The 20425-nt window shown below is 66.2% G+C and carries 19 protein-coding genes; 10 read left to right on the top strand and 9 right to left on the bottom strand.

Annotated features, from left to right (window positions below; genetic code table 11):
* The first annotated feature begins 64 nt into the window (after positions 1–64).
* Entirely contained in the window at positions 65–790 is a 726-nt protein-coding gene (locus tag ABS767_RS07945; RefSeq protein ID WP_408077808.1) for an SDR family oxidoreductase, read from the top strand.
* Positions 791–853: 63 nt separating this feature from the next.
* Here the strand turns inward: ABS767_RS07945 and ppa are convergent, their stop codons facing one another.
* Positions 854–1399 (bottom strand): inorganic diphosphatase, encoded by a 546-nt coding sequence (gene ppa / locus ABS767_RS07940; protein ID WP_408077807.1) that lies wholly within the window; start codon positions 1397–1399, stop codon positions 854–856.
* A 112-nt stretch (positions 1400–1511) separates the two neighbouring features.
* Positions 1512–3428 (bottom strand): M61 family metallopeptidase, encoded by a 1917-nt coding sequence (locus ABS767_RS07935; protein WP_408077806.1) that lies wholly within the window; start codon positions 3426–3428, stop codon positions 1512–1514.
* A 111-nt stretch (positions 3429–3539) separates the two neighbouring features.
* Here ABS767_RS07935 and ABS767_RS07930 point away from each other — a divergent pair, with 111 nt between their 5' ends.
* Positions 3540–4862, top strand: coding sequence for a methyltransferase family protein (locus ABS767_RS07930; RefSeq protein WP_408077805.1), 1323 nt, complete (start codon positions 3540–3542; stop codon positions 4860–4862).
* Between the two features lie 124 nt (positions 4863–4986).
* Here ABS767_RS07930 and ABS767_RS07925 read toward each other — a convergent pair whose 3' ends face one another.
* A complete protein-coding gene (locus tag ABS767_RS07925) occupies positions 4987–6039 on the bottom strand; it encodes a DUF2332 domain-containing protein (RefSeq protein ID WP_408077804.1) in 1053 nt (350 codons plus the stop codon).
* Positions 6040–6112: 73 nt separating this feature from the next.
* On the opposite strand from ABS767_RS07925, the gene hisG reads away from it, so the two are divergent.
* The 3 genes from hisG to nusB all read left to right on the top strand — a co-directional run bounded on the left by hisG (position 6113) and on the right by nusB (position 8622).
* Entirely contained in the window at positions 6113–6784 is a 672-nt protein-coding gene (gene hisG / locus ABS767_RS07920; RefSeq protein ID WP_408077803.1) for an ATP phosphoribosyltransferase, read from the top strand.
* Complete coding sequence (gene hisD / locus ABS767_RS07915) at positions 6781–8064, top strand: histidinol dehydrogenase (protein ID WP_408077802.1); 1284 nt, start codon at positions 6781–6783, stop codon at positions 8062–8064. Before hisG ends, hisD begins: the two co-directional genes overlap by 4 nt.
* 96 nt (positions 8065–8160) lie before the next feature.
* Complete coding sequence (gene nusB, locus ABS767_RS07910) at positions 8161–8622, top strand: transcription antitermination factor NusB (RefSeq protein ID WP_408077801.1); 462 nt, start codon at positions 8161–8163, stop codon at positions 8620–8622.
* Between the two features lie 121 nt (positions 8623–8743).
* Here the strand turns inward: nusB and ABS767_RS07905 are convergent, their stop codons facing one another.
* Positions 8744–10480, bottom strand: coding sequence for a bifunctional metallophosphatase/5'-nucleotidase (locus ABS767_RS07905; RefSeq protein ID WP_408077800.1), 1737 nt, complete (start codon positions 10478–10480; stop codon positions 8744–8746).
* 49 nt (positions 10481–10529) lie between these two features.
* Positions 10530–11813, bottom strand: coding sequence for a UDP-N-acetylglucosamine 1-carboxyvinyltransferase (gene murA, locus ABS767_RS07900; protein WP_408077799.1), 1284 nt, complete (start codon positions 11811–11813; stop codon positions 10530–10532).
* Between the two features lie 124 nt (positions 11814–11937).
* Between murA and ABS767_RS07895 the strand changes: the two genes are divergently transcribed.
* Entirely contained in the window at positions 11938–12672 is a 735-nt protein-coding gene (locus ABS767_RS07895) for a Crp/Fnr family transcriptional regulator (RefSeq protein ID WP_408077798.1), read from the top strand.
* Between the two features lie 6 nt (positions 12673–12678).
* Here ABS767_RS07895 and clpS read toward each other — a convergent pair whose 3' ends face one another.
* The 3 genes from clpS to ABS767_RS07880 form a co-directional block, all read right to left on the bottom strand.
* Positions 12679–13023 carry an ATP-dependent Clp protease adapter ClpS gene (gene clpS, locus ABS767_RS07890; protein WP_408077797.1) on the bottom strand — a complete coding sequence of 115 codons (345 nt, stop codon included), beginning with the start codon at positions 13021–13023 and terminating at the stop codon, positions 12679–12681.
* Between the two features lie 170 nt (positions 13024–13193).
* Complete coding sequence (locus ABS767_RS07885; RefSeq protein ID WP_408077796.1) at positions 13194–13925, bottom strand: phasin family protein; 732 nt, start codon at positions 13923–13925, stop codon at positions 13194–13196.
* Between the two features lie 91 nt (positions 13926–14016).
* Complete coding sequence (locus ABS767_RS07880) at positions 14017–15681, bottom strand: PHA/PHB synthase family protein (RefSeq protein WP_408078673.1); 1665 nt, start codon at positions 15679–15681, stop codon at positions 14017–14019.
* A gap of 257 nt (positions 15682–15938) precedes the next feature.
* Here ABS767_RS07880 and ABS767_RS07875 point away from each other — a divergent pair, with 257 nt between their 5' ends.
* The 3 genes from ABS767_RS07875 to ABS767_RS07865 all read left to right on the top strand — a co-directional run bounded on the left by ABS767_RS07875 (position 15939) and on the right by ABS767_RS07865 (position 19428).
* Positions 15939–17144, top strand: a complete 1206-nt coding sequence (locus tag ABS767_RS07875) for an LL-diaminopimelate aminotransferase (protein WP_408078672.1) — start codon at positions 15939–15941, stop codon at positions 17142–17144.
* Positions 17141–17566 carry an acyl-CoA thioesterase gene (locus ABS767_RS07870; RefSeq protein WP_408077795.1) on the top strand — a complete coding sequence of 142 codons (426 nt, stop codon included), beginning with the start codon at positions 17141–17143 and terminating at the stop codon, positions 17564–17566. The genes ABS767_RS07875 and ABS767_RS07870 overlap by 4 nt, the downstream gene beginning before the upstream one ends.
* A gap of 101 nt (positions 17567–17667) precedes the next feature.
* Positions 17668–19428, top strand: coding sequence for a GGDEF domain-containing protein (locus tag ABS767_RS07865; protein WP_408077794.1), 1761 nt, complete (start codon positions 17668–17670; stop codon positions 19426–19428).
* Here the strand turns inward: ABS767_RS07865 and ABS767_RS07860 are convergent, their stop codons facing one another.
* On the bottom strand, positions 19429–19848 hold the full coding sequence (locus ABS767_RS07860; RefSeq protein WP_408077793.1) for a winged helix-turn-helix transcriptional regulator: 420 nt from the start codon (positions 19846–19848) through the stop codon (positions 19429–19431).
* Positions 19849–20068: 220 nt separating this feature from the next.
* On the opposite strand from ABS767_RS07860, the gene ABS767_RS07855 reads away from it, so the two are divergent.
* Positions 20069–20374: a CC_3452 family protein gene (locus ABS767_RS07855; protein WP_408077792.1), complete on the top strand. Its 306-nt coding sequence runs from the start codon at positions 20069–20071 to the stop codon at positions 20372–20374.
* Positions 20375–20425 lie beyond the last annotated feature (51 nt).

Genomic DNA, 20425 nt, shown 5'->3' with positions numbered 1-20425 from the left:
ACCGCCTCGGGCGGATTCGGACCCATTTCCACGGTCACCAACGCAAGCCGAAAGGAACGGGTACATGACCACGATCATCGACAAGACCATTCTCGTCACGGGCGCATCGAGCGGCATCGGCGAAGCGACCGTCCGCGAACTCGCCGCGGCCGGCGCACGCCTGTTCATCGGCGCGCGCCGCACCGACCGCCTCGCCGCGCTGGCCGACGAACTCGGCGACAATGTCGCCTGGCGGCAGCTCGACGTCGTCGATGGCGACAGTTTCGAAGGCTTCGTCGCCGCCGCCGAGGCGCGCTTCGGACGCGTCGACGTGCTCGTCAACAATGCCGGCGTGATGCCGCTGTCGCGCCTCGACGCGCTCAAGCGCGACGAGTGGAAGCGGATGATCGACGTCAACGTGCATGGCGTGCTCAACGGCATCGCCGCGGTGCTGCCGCGCTTTACCGCACAGAGGAGCGGCCATGTCGTCAACGTCGCCTCGGTCGCGGCGCACATGGTCGCTCCGACCGCGGCGGTCTATTGCGGCACCAAATATGCCGTGTGGGCGATCACCGAAGGACTGCGGATGGAGCATGACGACATCCGCACCACGATCATCTCGCCCGGCGTCGTCGCGACCGAACTGGGCGAAGACATCACCGTGCCCGAGATCGCCGAGGGGCTGAAGCAGTGGCGCCAGAAGTCGCTGACGCCGGACGCGATCGCCCGCGCGATTGCCTATGCCATCGCCCAGCCCGACGGCGTCGACGTCAGCGAGATCATCGTGCGTCCCGCCGGCGGCGCATTCTGAAACGAACAAGGCCCCGGACGCACATGCATCCGGGGCCTTGCCCTGTTTGACGGGATGGGCGGATCAGGCCGCCGCGGCCTTGGCCTGCTTCGCCGCCTCGATCGCCTCGATCACGATCCGCTTGGCTTCCTCGGCATCGCCCCATTCGCCGATGCGAACCCACTTTTCGGACTCCAGGTCCTTATAGTGTTTGAAGAAATGCTCGATCTGCTGAAGCACGATCGAGGGCAGATCGCCGCGCTCGCCGACATCGGTGTAATAGGGGAAGGTCGTGTCGACCGGCACGCAGACCAGCTTCTCGTCGCCGCCGGCCTCGTCTTCCAGCTTGAGCACGCCGATCGGGCGCGCGCGCACGACGCAGCCGGGGATGAAGGGCGAGCGCGAAATCACCAGTGCATCGAGCGGGTCGCCATCGGGCGACAGCGTGTGCGGCACGAAGCCGTAATTCGCCGGATAGCGCATCGGGGTGTGCAGGATGCGATCGACGAACAGCGCGCCCGACGCCTTGTCGAACTCATACTTCACCGGCTCGCCGCCGGTCGGCACTTCGATGATGACGTTCAGGCTGTGCGGCGGATTGTCGCCGACAGGAATCATGTCAATGCGCATTGGTGTTCCTCTGTTAGGTCGAGCGGCACCAGCCCGCTCCCCACCCGGCCACCCAACGCCAGTATATTCCATGGGTGGCCGGGTGGGGGAGCGGGCTGGTGCCGTACTCGCGTCAGCGAGCTGACAAAAGTCTGTCCAGACCACCCTCTCCGGTGCCGATTTTTTCGAGGCGCGGATAGCGCAGGCCATCGCGATAGTCGATGGTCGTTTCGCGGTAGCGCGTGCCGCTTTTCACCAGCAACTTGATCGGGGCCTTCGCGGTCTTGGCGGCGGTGATCGCATCCTTCAGCCGATCATCGGAATATTCGCGCCCGCCAACCGCGACGATCGTATCGCCGAGGTCGAGCCCCGCGTCGAATGCCGGCGAATCCCAGGTCACGCTGCTCACCGAGCCGCCCTTCCCCACGGTGATCCCGATCGAATAGCTGAGGTCGACCATGTTGCGGCGCTTCTCGTTGTTCTTGAACGCGGCGGTCGGCTCGTCGGTGTAGACGAGGCGGTAGCCATTCTGCGTGAACCCGGCGAGCGGCGCCTTGGGCGCGACATCGTACACCCGCGACTTGAGGAAATTCGCCCAGTCATAGGGTTGCACCCCGTTCAGCGTCGCGACGACGTTATCGAGATCATAGGTCAGCACACCCCAGTCGCCATCGCGCATCCCGAAGAACGCGCGCGCGAAATCGTCCATCGACTTCTTGCCGCCCGAAAGCTCGCGCAGCTTGGCATCGGCCTCGAGCCAGATCAGCAGGCCTTCGTTGTAATAGTCTTCCGAACGCTGCCAGCTCACCCAGCCCTTGGGGCGGCGGGCCGAGATGACCGGGTCATTGGTCGTGTCGATCAGCGGCCGCCAGCTGCGCGCCGGGCGGTTGTCGAGGCTCGCCGCGATATTGGCGAGCATGTCGAGCGTATCTTCCTTGCTGACGATCCCCGAGCGTGCCTGCAGCACATAGCCCCAGAATTGCGTCTGGCCTTCATAAACCCACAGCATCGAATCGCGCATCGGCGTGCGGAAATCGGGAGTCCAGGCGTCGGCGCCGCGGCGAAACTTCCCGTTCCAGCTGTGCACGAACTCGTGCGGCAACAGGTTGCGCGACCCCGGCCCCTCGCTCCACTTGGTGAAATAGCCCGGCCCGACGCCGTTCTCGGAACTGCGATGATGTTCCAGGCCAATGCCGCCCATCTCGTCGCTGATCGCCAGCAGGAATTCATACTGATCGTAATGCTGCGCGCCGAACAGCTTTACCGCCTGTTCGACCAGTCCCTTGTGCGCCGCGACCTGCTCGGGCTTGGCGTCGAGTTCCTCGGGCTCGTCGGCGAAGACGTTGAGGTCGACACGATCGGACAGCTTGAATTCGCGATAATATTTGCCCGCGAATACCGGCGAATCGATCAGGGTTTCGTAATCGGTGGTCTGATAGACATAGGCGTCGCCCACCTTGCGCGCGGGAAGGCCCGACACCGCGGTCCAGCCCGCGGGATAGGTCACCGCCGCGGCAACCGGGATGCGTCGGGTGAAATAGCCCGCGGGATAAAGGCTCACCTGCTCGAACTGCAGGTTCAGCATCGTCGGCGCGATCGACACCCGGCCCTGGTCACGGTCGGTGGCGCCGAGGAACTGGAATTCGAGATCGAGCTGCTTCGCGCCGGTCGGCACGTCGACATGGAACGCCCACACATCGACGGTGTCGCGCTTCCAGGGGACCAGCTTGCCGTTCGCGGTGATCTTCAGCCCCGCCAGCTTCTCGATCTCGCCGCGCGCGGCGTGCTTGCCGGGCAGCCAGGCGGGCATCATCAGCACCATCGGCCCGGCGTCGGCGACGGAGATGGTCTGCTTCACGCGATAGATCGCCTGGCGGATATCGGTCGCATCGACCTTGACCGTCATCGTGCCGGGATAGGCGACATCGCGCGCTTCGGGGATGCGGTTGTCGAACGGCAGCGGCTGGGGCGCACTGTTCTGGGCGGTGGCGGCACCAAGAGACATCGGGGTGGCGAGCAACAGGGCTGTGAGCGCAAAGGCGCGACGCATGAACGAACCTTTCGGAAGAGGCGGGATATGATGTCACCCTAGCCACTCGCGCACTGCGGCGTAAACCCTTGTGGCAAACAGGCTTCACAGGTTGCTTACCATTATCGCGCTATGGCGACGGGCATGTATCACGACCCTGCCCTCGCCCGCAGCGCCAAGGCCGATCCGCGGCCCAAATCCGCCGTCAGCACCGGTTGCGGCCTCGCCGGCCTTGCGGGGATGGCGATCTGGCTGACGATCGCGCGAACCTATGGCCTCGACGGCCCGTTCGCGGCGCTGGTCAACATTGCCGCGGGCGGCATCCCGATGGTGCTGTGGGCGGTGCTGGTCGACAAGGTCTATCGCAACCCCACGACTGGCGTGAACTGGGGTGACCCGCGCCCGCTCAGCGAAACGCTCGACATCTCGATCACCAAGATCGCCGGGCTGTGGCTGACCTGGGGCGGGATCGCGGCGGTCTACGCCATCTGCCGCTTCTATTGGGAGGGGAACTTCGCCTTTGCCATGTGGTGCTTCCAGATGGCTGCACCGGCATTGTTCGTGCTGTCGGTCCCCTATGTGCTGTGGATCGACCGCCGCCTGGAGAACCCCAAGGACGGCGCCTTCATGCTCGGCGCCTGGCTGCTCGGCAGCAAGGATCCGATCAACGAAGCCGCGATCCACAATCATCTGCGCAGCTGGACGGTCAAGGCGTTCTTCCTCGCCTTCATGCTCGCAATCGTGCCGCCCGGCTTCGGCGCCTTCGTCCGCGCCGACGCCACCGGCATCCTGACCAATCCCGTCGCGCTCGCCAACTGGCTGATCACCGGTATGTTCATGTTCGACGTCGCGTTCGCGACCGTCGGCTATATCCTCACCTTCCGCCCGCTCGACAGCCATATCCGCACCGCCAATCCCTATGCGGGTGCCTGGGCGGTGGCGCTGATCTGCTACCCGCCCTTCATCTTGATGGGGAATGGCGGCCCGCTCGACTATCACCCCGGCACGTCGGACTGGACGCACTGGCTGGCGGGACACGACATTTTGCTCTGGATCGTCGGCGCGGTACTGGTCGCGCTGACCGCGATCTACGCCTGGGCGACGATGGCGTTCGGCTTCCGCTTCTCGAACCTCACCCATCGCGGCATCATCACGCACGGGCCCTATGCGTTCACGCGCCACCCCGCGTACCTCTCGAAAAACCTGTTCTGGTGGATCGCGACCTGCCCGCTGCTGGTCACCACGGGCAGCCTCGCCGACGCCGCGCGCGCGAGCTTCCTGCTCGGCCTTGTCAGCCTGATCTATTATGTCCGGGCGAAGACCGAGGAAAAGCACCTGCGCGCCGATCCCGATTACCAGGCATATAGCGACTGGATGGAGCGCAATGCGCCGATCCCGCGCTTTTTTGCGTGGGTGGCGGGGAAACGCGGTAAGGCCGAGGCTGCTCAAGCATAATCAGGCCTGTCACCCCCGGCCTTGTGCCGGGGTCCACTTATCCTTCCCCACGTCGCTTGAGCTTCTTGCTTCGCGCCAGCTTCCTGGTGGACCCCGGAACAAGTTCGGAATGACGATGGAAGGGTTAGACGCCCATCCACTCGACCCATGCGCCATGGGCATGGGCACCAGCCAGCAAATGCGGCGCACCGTCGCCCGGCCAATACCGCACCGTCAGCTCGTGCCGGAAGGTCTGCCGGTTGGCCTCCACCGCGATCCATGCCAGCGGTCGCTCCGCCGTCGCAGCGGCACCCGCGGCTTCCATCGCCGCGGTGATCGCCGCTTGCCGCGCCTCGCCCAGATACTGCCAGACGATCGTGTGCATCAGCACGCGCACCGTCCCAGCCGCCTGCGACCGAGCGAGCGCCTCCGCGACGAATGCCGCCGCATCCGCCTCCACTAGCTCCGGCGCGCGCCGCGCGGCCTCCGCCGCCGCAATCTCCAGCCGCTGCGCCCGCAAGCGGTGCTCGGGCCAGGCATAGGCGCGCAGCCGCAGCAACGCCTGCGGGTCGGTCAGGTCGATCGGCGCGACGTCACACCCGCGCAGCGATACGATCTCCACCTCAGCCTCGGGCGGCGGCGGCCCTCGCCACTCGGGCGCGATCCGCATCGCCGCATCGGCAGGTCCGACTCCGACACCGCCCAGATCGTAGCGATAGCGGTCCATCATCAGGTTGATCCCCGCGCTCGATCCGATCTCGATGCATTCGAACCGCCCCGGCAGCCCCCGCGCCACCAGCCACAGCATCGCTGCGGCATAGTTGCTCGACCGCGCCGCCTCGTTGGTTTGCGGCGGCCCGTCGAGCCAGGGGAGCAGCGCCGCATCATGAGCGTCGATCGCGGCGTTGATCAGCGGCCCGGCATCCACCGCCTCCCCGGCATAAAGCGGCGCCAGCGACGGCGCGGCGCCGGTCAGGTACAGCGCGTGCAGCCCGCCCGCCGCACGCAGCGGCAGCGCGTCCGCCATCGGCTTGCCCGGCCAGTCGCGCAGCTTCGCCCGGAACGCCCCCGGCCCCGCCATCCCGTCGAGGATCGCCTGCACCACCGCCGCAGTCAGCGGCGCATCGTTCGCCCGGCAATAGTCCACCTGGTTCGCGAACGCCGTCCGCACATCCTCCAGCGCCATCCAGTCGGTCATGTCCCGCCCTTTCGCCCGATAAAGCTTGCTCTTGTTGCGCCGCCACGCCCCCCCAAGTAAAGGCGCGCAACCCATGACCGATACCGCGCCCGATCCGATCATCCTGGCCGTGCCCAAGGGACGCATCCTCGAGGAAGCGTTGCCCCTGCTCGCGCGCGCCGGAATCGTGCCCGAACCGGCCTTTTCGGACGACGGCAGCCGCGCGCTGCGCTTCAAGACCAACCGGCCCGATATCGACCTGATCCGCGTGCGCGCGTTCGACGTCGCCACCTTCGTCGCGCATGGCGCGGCGCAGCTCGGCATCGTCGGGTCCGACGTTCTGGCCGAATTCGCCTATTCGCAGCTCTATGCGCCGGTCGATCTGGGAATCGGCCATTGCCGCCTCTCGGTCGCCGAGCCCGCCACGCTCGCCGCGAGCGACGATCCGCGCGGGTGGAGCCATGTTCGCGTCGCGACCAAATATCCGCATCTGACGCGCACGCATTTCGAGGCGCGCGGCGTGCAGGCCGAGTGCATCAAGCTCAATGGCGCGATGGAACTGGCGCCATTGCTCGACCTTGCCCCGCGCATCGTCGACCTCGTCTCCTCGGGCCGCACGCTCAAGGAGAACGGGCTGGTCGAGGTCGAGACGATCATGGAGGTGTCGAGCCGCCTGATCGCCAACCGCGCCGCGTTCAAGACGCGTCCCGAGGTGCTGCCGCTGGTCGACGCCTTCCGCCGCGCGGTCGAGCGCGACGCGGCATGATCCGCCTGTCCACTTCCGAGCCCGGCTTCGCCCAGGCGTTCCGCGATCTGGTCGATGCGCGGCGTGAGGCGGATGCCGATGTCGCGCGGGACGTGCGCACCATCGTCGCCAGCGTGCGCGACGAAGGCGATGCCGCGCTCCACGCCTTTACGAAAAAGTTCGACCGCCACGACCTCAACGATACCGGCTGGCGGATCGAGAAATCCCAATGCGCCGCCGCACTCGACGGCCTCGCGCCCGATCTGCGCGCCGCGCTCGAACTCGCCGCTGAGCGCATCACCGCCTATCACGAAAAACAGCGGCCCGCGGACAGCGACACCACCGACGCTGCGGGCGTGCGCACCGGCGCGCGCTGGAGCGCGGTCGAGGCGGCGGGCGTCTATGTTCCCGGCGGACGCGCAGCCTATCCCAGCTCGGTGCTGATGAATGCGATCCCCGCCCGCGTGGCAGGGGTCGACCGGCTCGTGATGGTCACCCCCACCCCCGATGGCGAGGTCAATCCGCTGGTTCTCGCCGCCGCGCATATCGCCGGGGTAGACGAAATCTGGCGCATCGGCGGTGCGCAGGCGATCGCCGCGCTCGCCTATGGCACCGGGCGGATCGCGGCAGTCGACGTGATCACCGGTCCCGGCAATGCCTGGGTCGCCGAAGCCAAGCGCCAGCTCTACGGCGTGGTCGGCATCGACATGGTTGCGGGCCCGAGCGAGATCGTCGTGATCGCCGACGGCAGGAACGACCCCGACTGGATTGCCGCCGACCTGCTCAGCCAGTCCGAGCATGACCCGACCAGCCAGTCGATCCTGGTCACCGACGACGCCATTCTGGCAGGCAAGGTGGCCGAGGCGGTCGATCGCCAGATCGGCGAACTGGCAACACGCGACACCGCGCGGCAGAGCTGGGACGCCAATGGCGCGATCATCCTGACCGGTTCGCTGGACGAGGCGATCCCGCTGGTCAACCGCCTCGCGCCCGAGCATCTCGAGCTCGCGGTCGACGATCCCGATGCGTTGTTCGCGCGCGTGCGCCATGCCGGCTCGGTATTCCTCGGTCGGATGACGCCCGAGGCGATCGGCGATTATGTCGCCGGGCCGAACCACGTCCTGCCCACCGGCCGCCGCGCGCGCTTCGCCAGCGGACTGTCGGTGCTCGACTTCATGAAGCGCACCAGCTTCCTCGCGCTCGATGCGCAGGGCCTCGCGGCAATCGGCCCCGCCGCGGTCGCGCTGGCGGAGGCCGAGGGGCTTCCGGCGCACGCCAGATCGGTGGCGCTGCGCCTATAACACTGCATTCGCCCGGCCTTGCCGAAAGGCGGTCGCGGTCCCTACAGACCCCAGGAAAGGGGCCGCGCGCCGCGTGGCCCGAACGGAATTTAACCTATGCCCAGTCCCACCGCAAAAACCCGATCCAAGGCCCGCGCTGCCGCACGCCTCGCCGCCGTGCAGGCACTGTACCAGCAGGAGATGGAGAAGACCCCCCTGCCCAAGCTGCTGGCCGAGTTTCACCAGCACCGGCTGGGCGCGACGATCGAGGATGCGGAATATATCGACGCCGATCCGATGTTCTTCGACGATATCGTCAAGGGCGTCGACGCGCGCCGCGACGAGATCGACGCGCTGATCGCATCCAAGCTGTCGGTCGACTGGAGCTTCGACCGGCTCGATCGTCCGATGCGCCAGATCCTGCGCGCCGGCACCTATGAGCTGCTCGCGCGCAAGGATGTGCCGGTGGGCGCGGCGATCAGCGAATATCTCGACGTCACCGACGCCTTTTACGACCGCCGCGAAAAGGGTTTCGTCAACGGCCTGCTCGACGCAATCGCGAAGGTGGTGCGGGCTTAAGCCGAACCGTCACCCCCGCGAACGCGGGGGCCCATCTCCTGCGCTCTCCAGATCCAATCCGGAGCGGTATGCCGCGCGTCCGGGAGATGGGTCCCCGCGTTCGCGGGGATGACGCTGTGGTTTATTGCGGACCCACATTCTTCACCCGCCCCAACGCGGGCGGGGTCACCACCTCGCCCCGCGCGAACCAGGCTTCCAGCGCGTCCAGGTCGATCATCCCGCCCGCGACGATCCGACCCACTGCCAGCGTCGGAAAGGCATCGCCACCCCCGGCCAGGAACGCGTTCATCGCCACCCGATAGGTCGCCGCCGGATCGAGCGGCTTGCCCTGCACCACCGGCGCGATGATCCGCTGGCCCTCCGGGCGCGAGCGATCATAGCTGTAGCTGAGGCCCGAGGGGAACAGCAGCTTCGGCCCGTCTTCATTGGTGAATTGCTGTTCCAGCACCGCCAGCAGCTGCGCGCCGGTATATTCGCGCACCTGAAGATTGTTGCCGAACGGCTGGACCGTGTAGAGGTCGCCGAACGTCACCGTCCCGTCTGCAGCCGGGTTGATCGACGCGCGCACCCCGCCGGGGTTCATCAGCGCGATCTGTGCCCCGTCCTTCCGCGTCGCCGCCAGCTGCGCATCGGCGATCAGCAGCCCCAACGGCGATTCGACGATCTCGCTGTCTTCGTCGCGCAGGATCGGTGCCGACGCCTTGCCCACCGCCCGCCGGGCGCGCGGCGCGGCGGCGGCGGCGTAGCGTGCGACATGCGCCGCGACGGCCGGGTCGGCAGGATAGACCGGGAAGGCGGGGTTGCTCTTGACCGGCCCGCCAGCGCTCACCGCGCCATCGCCCTGCACGATCCGCTGACTTGCCGAGCGCTCGGATACTTTCTTCGTCACCGGGTCGAAGGTCAGGTCGATGGCAGTCAGCATCACGCCGTTATTGCCGGCGCTGGTCAGCAGCACCGGCTTGGCCGGGTTGGTCGCCGAATAGTCGCAGATATAGGAACGATGGGTGTGGCCCGAGACGATCACGTCCACGCCGGGGTCTAGCCGCTCCATGATGTCGAGAATGGGTCCCGACAGCCCCTCGCACCGTTCCGGCTGGTCGGTCCGGGCCGGGTACCCGCCTTCATGTACCAGCACGACGATGGCATCGGCCCCCTGCGCCTTGAGTTGCGGGATCAGCTTGTTCGCGGTCTCCGCTTCATCGGCAAAACGATACCCCACGATCCCCGCCGGATCGACATAGGTGGAGGTCATGCGCGTGGTCATGCCGATAAAGCCGATGGTAACCTTTTTCCTGCCGGTACCGAAGCTCTTGAGGCCGGTCGCGGGCATCAGGCTCTTGCCCGAGGCGTCGAGCGTATTGCCCGCAAGGTACGTGTAGGATGCGCCCTCGAACGGCTCGAGCTGGCACGGCCGAGCCGTCGTATTTTGCGCGCATCCGCCGGTCTGAAGGCGCAGCAACTCCTTGGTTCCGCGGTCGAATTCATGATTGCCGGCCGCGTTGAACTCGAGCCCCGCCATGCTCAGCGCCTTGACCGTCGGCTCGTCGAGAAACAGCGATGAGACCAGCGGACTGGCGCTGGTCAGATCGCCCGCCGCAACGACGACATTGTTCGGATTGCCCGCCTTCATCGCCTTCACCGCCGACGCGAAATAGGCCGCCCCCCCGGCCGGGACCTTGACCGTCTTGCCGTCCGCAGCCTGCACGTCGATCGGCCGCGCCGGGGTTTCCAGCGCGCCGTGAAAGTCGTTGAATGCGATGATCCGCACCGTCAGCGGCGCGACAGGTCCCGCCGCCCGCTGCGGCGCACAGCCGGCAAGCGCCAGCAGGGCCAGTCCGGCTCCCATAAACGGCTTCATCGACAGGCTCCCGCGATTCGCAATCGCAGCGGACCTATCAGCGACAGGGTCAGCCGTCACCGACGCGTTCGATGTCCGCGCCGACGCCCTGCAGCTTTTCCTCGAGCCGCTCATAGCCGCGGTCGAGGTGATAGATGCGGCTTACCTGGGTCTCGCCCTCGGCGATCAGGCCGGCAAGGATCAGGCTCATCGATGCGCGCAGGTCGGTCGCCATCACCGGCGCGCCGACCATGCGATCGACGCCATGAACCACCGCCGTGCGGCCGCGCACATCGATATTCGCGCCCATCCGTGCCAGCTCGGGGACGTGCATGTAGCGGTTCTCGAAGATCGTCTCGGTCAGCACGCTCGCGCCGTCCGCCTTGCACAGCATCGCCATGAACTGCGCCTGCATGTCGGTGGCAAAGCCGGGATAGGGCGCAGTCGACAGCGTGATCGGCTTGAGCGGGCCCTCCGCGGCGATGCGGATGCCGCGCGACTGTTCCTCGACGGTCACCCCGGCCTCGACCAGTGCGTCGAGAGTCGCGCGCATGTCTTCCGCCTTCGCGCCTTCCAGCACCACGTCCCCGCCGGTGATCGCCGCAGCACAGGCATAGCTGCCGGCCTCGATCCGGTCGGGCATCACGCTATAGGTCGCCCCGTGCAGCCGGTCGCGCCCCTCGATCGTCAGCGTCTCGCTCCCGATCCCCTCGATCGATGCACCCATCGCCACCAGCAGGTTGCACAGATCGACGATCTCCGGCTCGCGCGCCGCATTTTCCAGCACCGTCGTGCCCCGCGCGGTCGCCGCCGCCATCAGCGCATTCTCGGTCGCGCCGACCGACACCACGGGGAAGCGATAGCGTCCGCCGGGCAGCCGCCCGCCCGGAGCCGTCGCCTTCACATAGCCTGCTGCCAGCTCGATCTCGGCCCCCATCGCCTCGAGCGCCTTGAGGTGCAGGTCGATCGGCCGGTTGCCGATCGCGCAGCCGCCGGGCAGCGATACGGTCGCCTCGCCCTCGCGTCCCAGCAACGGGCCGAGCACCAGGATCGACGCCCGCATCTTGCGCACGATGTCGTACGGCGCGACACGCGAGGTCAGGCGCGAGGCGCGGACGGTGAGCACGCGGCCGAAATCATTGGGCCGCGTCCCCTCGATCGCGGTCGAGGCACCCAGTTCGTTGAGCAGATGCCCGAAGCTGTCGGCATCGGCCAGCCGCGGCAAATTGCGCAGCGTCAGCGGCTCGTCGGTTAACAACGCGCACGGCATGAGCGTCAACGCGGCGTTCTTCGCGCCCGATATAGCAATTTTACCAGCTAGGCGGCGTCCGCCGCGGATGAGAATACGGTCCATTGCGGGGCTTCTATCGTGTGGGAAAGCGCGCGCAAGTGCGGCAGATCGTTCGCCGCCTTGATCGATTTTAATGCACTGATTTTGCTGGGCTGCTTTGCAGGGGGAAGTTGGGGGAAGGTACAGCGTGTCAGGGAGTTGTTTCGCGGAAATTCTCGGCGAGCTGGTTGAGCTCGTACCGGCGGAAAAGGCTGCTCTCGAGCGGCTGGAAGAGCGGCAGCGCCATATCCGGCGCGGCGCGATGGTCCTGCGCGAGAATGAACGCGCCGACGAATTGTTCATCCTGCGCAAGGGCTTGGTGATGAGCTATGTGCTGCTCGACGATGGCAGCCGCCAGATCCTGCGCTTCTACTTTCCCGGCGACATGCTCGGCCTGTCCAGCATCGTCTATCGTGAATCGCCCGAGACCTTGTGCGCGCTGTCGGACTGCGTGGTCTGCCCCTTCGACCGCCAGGCGTTCAGCGCGCTCAGCGTGGCGCACCCCCGCCTGTCCGCCCTGATCCTCGTCCTGTGCCAGATCGAGCGGGTCGCGTTGACCGATCGCCTCGCCGCGCTCGGCCGCACCTCGGCAAAGGCACGCGTCGCCGCGCTCCTGCTGGAGATGCGCAACCGGCTGCGCGGAACCGACAAGTCGATCGAAAAGGCGTTCACGCTGGGGCTGACGCAGGAGGAGATCGGCGACGCGACCGGCCTCACCTCCGTCCATGTCAACCGCATGCTGCGCCAGCTCGAGGAGGAGGGAATGATCGCCCGCGAATCGGGCCGGGTGACGCTGGTCGACGAAGACGCGATGGCGCGCGCGGCGAACTATGTGAACCGGTACGAAGGGCTGGACCTCAGCTGGCTACCCGCACCGCAATAGACCGGGTCAGGCCTTCTCCAGCGTGCATTGCAGCGGGTGCTGGTTCTGGCGGGCGAAGTCGATCACCTGCGCCACCTTGGTCTCGGCGACTTCGTAGCTGAACACCCCGCACACCCCGACACCACGCTGATGCACCTGCAGCATCACGCGCGTCGCCTCCTCCATGTCCATCTTGAAGAAGCGCTGCAGGACCAGCACGACGAACTCCATCGGCGTGTAGTCGTCGTTGAGCATCAGCACGCGATAGGGCGTCGGCTTCTTGGTCTTCGCCCGCGTCCGCGTCGCGACACCGGTTGCCGCGCCGCCCTCGTCATCGCGGTCGGGATCGTCGGCCATCTGGGTCGGGGCCATCGGCATCATGGGATATCGCGCTGTCATGAGCGTTTAAAAATATGGCACCGGGGATTCGAGGGCAAGGGGGCGATCGCGCGAAAATCCGCTGCGCGCTGCACCGGACGACAAAAAAGGGCGGCCGCTCGCGCGACCGCCCCGATCTGTTCCGATCCGGAACCGTGGCCGGTTCAGGCCGCGGTCTTGATCTTTTCCATTGCGACGGCGAACCGGTTCGAAACCGGCTGCGCGGCATCGCCGGCCAGCTTGATGAACGCTTCGGTGTTCTTCGAGGTCTCGGCGACCATCGAGTCGAACGCCGAGCGGACATAGTCGCTCTGCAGCTTGAAGAAGTCGGCGGGCGACTTGACCGCAGCCAGGTTCTTCATGGTGGCGGTGGCCTGCTCGAACGACTTGCGGCCATATTCCGCGGCGTCCTGGCCCATCGATTCCATGCCCTTGGCGGTGATCTTGCCGCTCTCGACCAGCGCCTCGACATTGCCCTTGGCCAGATCGGTCATTTCGCCGACCAGCTTGGTGTTCTTCTCGACCGCGGCCTTGGCGCGCTCGTTCATCTCGGCGAACATCGCCTGGCTCTTTTCCATCGTGTTTTCCATGATTGCACTTCCCTTGCTTGCGGTTTCCGCCATCTGCGGGGCGGTATCTTCGATGATTTCGGTGGCCGGGGCGGCGAGCGTCTCGACCGCCTCGGCTGCGGCAGGCATCGCCTGTTCGGCCGCATCCGCCGCGACGCTCACGGTTTCGGCGGTGGCCTCGAGCTGCGCTTCGACGACCTCGGCTACGGGTTCTGCCGCCGCCTCGACGACCGGCGGCTTGGCGACCGGCGCTGCGGCCGCCGGCTTCGCGGCCTGCGCCCTGGTCACCGGTTTTTTCGCGCCGGTACGCGGACCCTTGCTGGCCATATCGACGTTCCTCGCTGCGATTATTGCAATGCAGCATATACGCGGTCGGGAGGCCCAGTTCAAGAGGCTTATTGTGCAGTGCACAAAAAACTTAGCGGGTTCGGACGTAACGCCCCGGAGCCGCCCCCAGTTCCGCATTTTCCGTTGGAATACGGGCCTTTTTTGCTGGAACGCGTGCGGCATCGTTCCGCTCGATCCAGGCGATCCAGTCCGGCCACCAGCTGCCCTTGACTTCGGTGGCGCCTGCAACAAAATCGTCAAGATCGGCTGGCGCGCCGTCGTTGATCCAGTGCTGGTACTTGCCCAACGACGGCGGGTTCACCACCCCGGCGATATGTCCGGATCCGGCCAGCACGAACCGCACCGGACCGGCCAGATGCCCGGTCAGTTTCCACACGCTGCGCGCCGGTGCGATATGGTCCTCGCGCCCGGCCTGGACATAGGCGGGGGTCTTCACCTGGGTCAGGTCGACCGGCGTCCCCCCGATCGTCAGCGCTCCGGGCTGGACCAGCAGGTTGTCGCGATACAGGTCGGACAGATAGCTCGCATGCCATTTGGCGGGCAGGTTGGTAACGTCCGAGTTCCAGTGGAGCAGGTCGAACGGGGTATAATCCTCGCCCAGCAGATAGTTGCTCGTCACATAATTCCAGATGAGGTCGCGACCGCGCAGCAGGTTGAAGGTCGCGGCCATGTAGCGTCCGTCGAGGAAGCCGTCGCTGCTCAGCGACTGGATCAGCGCCAGTTGCTCGTCATCGACGAACACGTTTAGGTCGCCGGCCTCGCTGAAATCGACCTGCGCGGTGAAGAAGGTCGCGCTCTTGACCTTCGCCGCCTCCCCCCGCGCCGCCAGCACCGCCAGCGTGGCGGCAAGCGTCGTCCCGGCGACACAATAGCCGATCGCGTGCACGCTCTCGACACCCAGCAGATCGCGCACCGTATCGATCGCGTCGACCTGTCCGCGCTCGACATAATCGTCCCACACGATATCGGCCATCGACGCATCGGCCGATTTCCACGAGACGACGAACACGGTCAGCCCCTGCTCCACCGCCCAGCGGATGAAACTCTTCTCCGGCGTCAGGTCGAGGATGTAGAAGCGGTTGATCCAGGGCGGAAAGATTACCAGCGGCGTTTCGAACACCGTTTCGGTGGTCGGCGAATATTGGATCAGTTCGTACAGCGGCGTGCGCTTGACCACTCGACCCGGCGTCGTCGCGATATTCTCGCCCAGTTCGTACACGCCCTCGGCGGTCTGCGTCATCTGCCCCTTGCTCATGTCGGCGAGCATATGCGCCAGCCCCTTGAGCAGATTCTCGCCCTTGGTCTCGATCGTGCGCTCCACCACCAGCGGATTGGTGGCGGGGAAATTGCTCGGGCTCATCGCGTCGATGAACCCCTGGGTGGCGAAGCGAAGCTGCTCCTTCTGCTTCGGCGTCAGGCCATCGATCTGCTCGACGCCCTTCAGCAAATGGCTCGACAGCGTCAGGTAGCTCTGGCGGATGAAGTCGAACACCGGCTGCTCGCGCCACTGTGGCGCCTTGAAGCGCTTGTCGCGTGCCTGTTCGGGCGTTTCCTCGAACGGTTTCGCCGTGGCGGGATCGAGAAAGCGCTGCCACAGGTTCATCGTGTCGGCCCAGAACTCCGTCCCGGCACGCAATGCCGCTGACGGGTCGAATGCCGGCGCCGCGGGAAGCGGGGGCATGGTCGCGAAATCGAGGCCTTGCTCCATCATCATCTGCTGCGCGCGACCGAACACCCAGGTCCAGTGCTGAAGATCCTCGAGGCCCGGCTGCGCTGCGGATTCGGGTTCCGGGCGGGGCGCGTCCGCCGCCTTGGGCTTTGCCGTGCGCTTCGCGCCGGGCTTGCTGGTCGTGGCAGTGTCGGGCTTCGTCTTTGCGGTCGTCGTTTTTTTCTTTGCCGTCGCCACGCGCCTCTCCTCTGGCTTGCCGCCCCGCCCCCTGTATAACGAGGCATCGCGGAGTGCGCGACCACGAGGAGCCGAAAGCCAGCACGATGTCCGAAGAATTCTACCGCATGAAGCGTCTGCCGCCCTATGTCATCGCCGAAGTCAACGCGATGCGGGCAGCGGCGCGCGCAGGCGGCGAGGACATTATCGATCTGGGCATGGGCAATCCCGACCTGCCCCCGCCCGATCATGTGATCGAGAAATTGTGCGAGGTCGCGCGCAAGCCCGATGCGCATGGCTATTCGCAGTCTAAGGGGATTCCCGGGCTGCGCCGCGCTCAGGCGAATTATTACGGCCGCCGCTTCGGCGTCGATATCGATCCCGAGACCGAAGTCGTGGTGACGATGGGGTCCAAGGAGGGGCTGGCCAGCCTCGCCACCGCGATCACCGCGCCGGGCGACGTGGTGCTCGCCCCCAACCCCAGCTACCCGATCCACACCTTCGGCTTCATCCTTGCCGGCGCCACGATCCGCGCGGTGCCGACCACGCCCGACGCGGCCTATTTCGAAAGCCTCGAGCGCGCGATCGCCTTCACCGTGCCGCGCCCGAGCGTGCTCGTCGTCAACTATCCGTCGAACCCGACCGCGGAGACGGTCGATCTCGCCTTTTACGAGCGGCTGGTCGCCTGGGCGAAGGAGAACCAGGTCTGGATCCTGTCCGACCTCGCCTATTCGGAGCTGTACTTCGACGGCAAGCCGACGGTCTCGATCCTGCAGGTACCGGGCGCCAAGGATATCGCGATCGAGTTCACCTCGCTCAGCAAGACCTATTCGATGGCCGGCTGGCGGATGGGCTTCGCGGTCGGCAACAAGCGACTGATCGCGGCGATGACGCGGGTGAAGTCGTATCTCGACTATGGCGCCTTTACCCCGATCCAGGCGGCCGCCTGCGCAGCGCTCAACGGCCCGCAGGACATCGTCGAGAAGAACCGCCAGCTCTATCACAAGCGCCGCGACGTGCTGGTCGAAAGCTTCGGTCGGGCCGGATGGGATATCCCGCCCCCGCCCGCCAGCATGTTCGCATGGGCGCCGCTCCCGCCCGCATTGGCGCATCTCGGCAGCCTCGAATTCTCCAAGCAGCTGCTCACCCATGCAAAGGTCGCGGTCGCACCGGGGGTCGGCTATGGCGAGAATGGCGAAGGGTTCGTGCGCATCGCGATGGTCGAGAACGAACAGCGCCTGCGCCAGGCCGCGCGCAACGTGAAGCGCTATCTGCAGTCGATGGGTGTCAACACCGGCGCGAAGTCGGCGTGAATGCGGCGTCGCGGGAGGGGTTTGCCTTCAGCCATCGACTGCGCGTCCGCTACGCGGAAATCGACGGGCAAAAGGTCGTCTTTAACTCGCGCTATCTCGAATATGCCGATGTCGCGCTGAGCGAATATTGGCGTTGGCTGAAGCTGTCGGACCTGCCCGAATGGCGCGGCATGGAGTTCCACGTCGCGCGCGCCGTCGTCGAGTACAAGGCGCCGTTCCGCTATGACGAGAAATTCGACGCCTTCGTGCGTACCGACCGGATCGGGCGCTCGAGCCTCACCAGCCGGATCGAACTGGTGCACGCGCGAACCGGCGCGCTGCATACCGTGATCGAACTGGTCTACGTCAATGTCGATCTCGACACGGGCCGGTCCGCACCAGTGCCGGACGCAGTTCGCGCGCGCATGCAGGACAGCGAATAAAGCGGCGCGCCCGGCCGGTGTGGGTCGACGCGGGAAACGCGCTCTTAACCTTGGCCCGATATCAAATCGCCATGCGCTACGGGACGAGTGACAGAACCGGATTGGCGATCGTCGCCGGGGTCGCGCTGACCTATTTCATTCTGGCGGTGGCCGCGATCGGCCTGACCCGCCTGAACCAGAATGTCGCGCTGCTCTGGCTCGCCAATGGCCCGCTCATCGCGGCGCTGCTGACCCGGCCTGCCGCAGAGCGCCCGCTTCACCTCGTCGCCTGTTTCGCCGCGTCGATCTCGGCATCGATAACCGTCTCGCCCTATACGGCGCTGGCGCCGCTGTTCGGCATCGCCAACATCGGTGAGGCGCTGCTCGGCTGGCTCCTGCTGCGGCGCTTCGGCGGCGACGCGCGCGCTTTTCTAGCACTCCCCTCGCTCGCCGCGTTCGTCGCCGCGGCAGGCGTCGTCTCCCCGCTGCTGACTGGGCCGCTGCCTGCCGCGATGATGGCGCTTTCTCAGGGATCGGACCCTTGGGCGGTGTGGATGAACTGGGGCATCGGCCACGGGCTGGGCACGTTGATCGCCACCCCGATCGCGTTGCTCGTCCTCGGTGGGACCATCTACCGCGAACGCAAACCACAGCCCGGCGGCATCGGTCGCTTCGCGACGATCGCGCTGCTCCTGATTTCGGTGACCATGATTTCCTTCGCGCAGACCCGGCTGCCGCTGCTGTTCGTGCCGATCCTGCCGCTGATCGCCGCGACCATGGTGTATCGCGTCGCCGGCGCAGCGCTCGGAATGTTCGCGATCGCGATCATCGGGGCGGGGTTCACGATGGCAGGCCACGGCCCGATCGAACTGATCGACGCGAGCTACGCGCTGCGGCTGCAATTCTTCCAGTTCTACCTTGCCGTCCTGTTCCTGATCGCGGTCCCGTTCGCGACGATGATCGCGCAAAATCATCGTCTGGCCCAGGCCGTGTCGGCGAGCGAGGCGCGCTACCGGCTGATTGCCGAGCATGCCTCCGACGCGGTTCTCACCGTCGATCGCGACGGGCGCGTGCTGTTCGCATCCCCCTCGGTACGCGAATTGTCCGGCTATCCGCCTGAGGGTCTCGTCGGGGCGACCTCGTTCGACATGATTTTCGAGCCCGACCGCGCCCGCGTCCGCGACGCGCACCAACAGATCATCGATCAACCCGACACGACGCACCGCTTCGAATATCGCGGGATCACCGCGACCGGCGGCGTTCGCTGGTTCGAATCGACGGCGCGCGCCGTCCGCGATGCGGATGGAGAGGTTGCGACGATCGTCACCATCGTGCGCGAGGTCAGCCAGCGCAAGGCGCGCGAGGCCGACCTCCAGCGCCAGGCCAGTACCGATCCGATGACCGGCGTCCTCAATCGTCGCGCATTTCAGGAGCGGATCGACCAGCACCGGCGGCGTACGCCGGAGCTTCCCGCCGCGCTCGCGCTGTTCGACCTCGACAATTTCAAGCAGGTCAACGACGGCTACGGCCATGACGCCGGCGACGCCGCCCTGCTCGTCTTCGCCGACGTGCTGCGCGCCAGCCTGCGGGTCGAGGACGTCATCGGACGGCTGGGCGGCGAGGAATTCGCCGTGCTGCTTCCCGGGCTAAGCGCCTCGGCGGCGCTGGCGGCGTGCGAGCGCGTGCGCAACTCGCTGCAGGATACGCGCATCCATTCGGCGGAGAGCGGCTTTTCGATCACGGTCAGCGCCGGCGTCGCACCGATTCGCGCGGAACTCTCATCCGATGAAGTCTTCCGCAGGGCCGACGCGGCGCTCTATCGCGCCAAGTCGCGCGGGCGCAACCGCAGTGAACTCGCGGATATCGGCCCCCTCGCCGCCTGACTATTCCGCGGCCCGCGCCGGCTCTTCGCCCGCGACGTCTTCGGGAAGCGACCACAACAGATCGTGCTTGCCCAGCGCCCGTCCGTCATGGCTCATCACCTGCACCGGCGCGATCCGCCGCCGGTCGCGCGCGTCGACCAGCACCGGCGTCGCCTGCATGCCGGTCTCCCACCGTTCGCCCCATTGGCGCAGCGCGACCATCGTCGGCAACAGCGCGAAGCCCTTCTCCGTCAGCCGGTATTCGACCTTTCGCCGGTCGTCGTCGCAGGTTTGACGCGCCAGGATGCCGTGATCGACCAGCCGCGCGAGCCGGTTCGCCAGGATGTTGCGCGCGATGCCCAGTTCCGACTGGAACTCTTCGAAATGATACAGCCCGTTGAACGAGGCGCGCAGGATCAGGAAGGACCAGCGCTCTCCCATCGCTTCCAGCGCAGCGGGGAGGCTGCAACTATTCGCTAGCTGGCGAAGCGGCTCTCGCAGTCCGGTGTGACCCATAACCGGTGAATCTACCTCATTTTGGGGCCGGCACAATGTGATAAGATCGTGCGGCGCAGCAAACGTTTTTACTTGCAACTTATTCGCTAGAATTTTAGGTAGCGATTCGCAACCTTTGTTGCGACGCACCCCAGGGAGAGTATCGATGATCCGCCTCGCTCCGTTTGCAGCTGCCGCGTTCTGCATCGCGACGGCCGCCACCCCCGCCCTCGCGCAGTCCGGCCACTATTCCGCCACCCCGACGGAAGCGCCGAAGAAGGCCAGCTTCATCACGCAGACCACCGTCTGGAAGTGCAAGGACGGCACCTGTGTCGCGCCCAAGTCGACGATGAGCGAGAAGGTGATGTGCCAGCGGGTTGTGCAGCGCATCGGCGCCCTCAGTGCGTTCAGTGTCGGCGACACCGCGTTCGATGCGGAAGCCCTTGCGGCGTGCAACGAACGCGCGAAGTGACGCGATCGGCGTCGGTGAGTTACCTTCGCGCAACAGTTATGCGGGCATCGG

The organism is Sphingomonas plantiphila, from assembly GCF_046000505.1.
GTDB classification, from domain to species: Bacteria; Pseudomonadota; Alphaproteobacteria; order Sphingomonadales; family Sphingomonadaceae; genus Sphingomonas; species Sphingomonas plantiphila.
This window is presented reverse-complemented; position numbering and strand designations above follow the sequence as displayed.